The organism is Streptococcus sp. DD04 (genome assembly GCF_001578725.1).
GTDB lineage: Bacteria > Bacillota > Bacilli > Lactobacillales > Streptococcaceae > Streptococcus > Streptococcus sinensis.
In genome coordinates, this window is sequence record NZ_KQ968981.1 from 1 (window position 1) to 1,418 (window position 1,418).

Annotated in this window: 1 protein-coding gene; it reads right to left on the bottom strand. The window is 37.7% G+C overall.

The annotated features are described in order from the left end of the window. Positions 1 to 112: 112 nt before the first annotated feature. Positions 113 to 1,375 carry a glutamate-cysteine ligase family protein gene (locus STRDD04_RS09020; protein ID WP_062201677.1) on the bottom strand — a complete coding sequence of 421 codons (1,263 nt, stop codon included), beginning with the start codon at positions 1,373 to 1,375 and terminating at the stop codon, positions 113 to 115. Positions 1,376 to 1,418 lie beyond the last annotated feature (43 nt).

Here is a 1,418-nt window from a genome sequence, read left to right on the forward strand (position 1 = left end):
GAAACTTTTTTCCAAACCAACTTTGCGATAACCTTGAAAGTTCCTTAAAGGACTAGGGTTTAGCACTAAAATGAAACACTTAAAACATTATTAGAATTCCAAAGGGAGTCTATTAATACAAAGATATGAGATACTTTTCTTCATGCATTTTCCGTTTTTGCAAGCCTTTGATAGCAAGTTGAAGAAGATCGTATGAAAATTTTTGAATGTTTTTTTCCTCGTTCTGTGTAAGTTTGTTTTTCGAATACTGTCGGCGCAAATGTTTATAATCCCGCCCTTCCAGCCTGAAAAACTCACAAGCTTTAAGATAGGCCTCTGTTTCCTCTAGATTCACTAACAATCCTAAATGAAAGGCTGCTGGTGCAAATGTCTTAGCGAGAGGCTGAACACAAGTGCTTCTAAATTCAACAGTGCCTCTTGTCGTTAAATCCTGATATTGGTAGCTTCTGTGATGACTAAAATCTTCTACGCACGGAATGAGAAATCTTTCATCCCCCCTCAAATTATAGGCCTTGATTTGCACCTGCTTTAGATATTCTCCAACCGATATAGGAGGAAAATAGTAGGCATCTCCCTCTCGATCAGCATTAAAAATAGCTGTGTGATTTAAATAATTGAAAAAATCTTCTTCATCTGTGAAATCATAGGGATTGACACCGACATTTTCTACTAACAAGCCATGCATGGATTCTTCCCAGAAGCGGTCTCTGGAGATTCTAGTGTTGAAATCTTCTGCTGTCAATTCCGAATTGGCAAAAAGATAGGCTTTAGCAGCCTCGATTTGATTGAAGGTATTGATTACCTGTATAAAATTTGCCCGTGAGACATCCAGCTGGACTTGACTTCCACAGATATAGCCGCCATAATCAGGATAGCGATGGAAGAAATCTCCTCCAATTTCCTCACTCAAAGCTAGATACTGCATCAACATTTGATAGCGGGGATATTTCACAGGGGCATTATCATTCTCCTTCCAGAATGGATGTAAACCCTGGCCCTGAAGCTCATGATGGTCTTTGTGTAAAATCTTTTGAATAGTGTCTAAGTAGTGATTGAAGCGTCTTTCAACTTCCTGAATTGTTTTCGCTTTTTCGAATGCGAACTCTAAAATATTGTAAGATACTTCAAAGAGAATACGATCTTCGCTATCTGGAGCTTTTAACTGAATAGGATTGCCATCTAAATCCCTGCGTTCTACAATAAAACCATAGTTTGAATTTAGCCTTGACAAGAGCTCTTTTGTTACACGGGTATCTGTCGCCCCTCCCTGAAGATTCACAATTGGAAATTCTAACTCAATCCCGATATATAAGTCTGGATTTTCTTTTATATTGACTAAATAGCGCTCTTTCAAAATATCAATTGAATCTTGCATTATTCTCTCCCTAATTTCAGAAAGTTTCTCATTTGTTTATTTA